General features: G+C 65.4%; 1 protein-coding gene. It reads left to right on the top strand.

Annotation, left to right across the window (positions count from 1 at the left end; all coding sequences use genetic code 11):
* Positions 1–315: transposase (locus J5X75_RS43820; RefSeq protein ID WP_238491038.1), on the top strand; the 315-nt coding region annotated here is incomplete at both ends.

The raw sequence follows: 315 nt of genomic DNA, 5'->3' as shown, positions 1-315 counted from the left end.
GCTCGTCTATCAGAACCGGACCGGGTGTCAGTGGGCGTATCTGCCTCATGATCTGCCGCCGAAGTCCGCGGTCTACTACTACTTCGCGTTGTGGCGTGATGACGGCACTGACCAGGCTATTCATGACTTGCTGCGATGTCAGGTGCGGGAGCGGTCGGGGCGGGCGGAGGATCCGTCCGCGGTCGTGCTGGACACCCAGTCGGTGCGGGCGGCGAATCAGGTGCCGGCGGCCACGACCGGCTTGGACGCGGCGAAGAAGGTGTCCGGGCGTAAACGGGGTCTGGCGGTGGACACTCTCGGGTTGATCATCGCGGT

Source organism: Actinoplanes flavus (assembly GCF_017592555.1).
In the GTDB taxonomy this organism is placed as follows: Bacteria; Actinomycetota; Actinomycetes; order Mycobacteriales; family Micromonosporaceae; genus Actinoplanes; species Actinoplanes flavus.
This window is presented reverse-complemented; position numbering and strand designations above follow the sequence as displayed.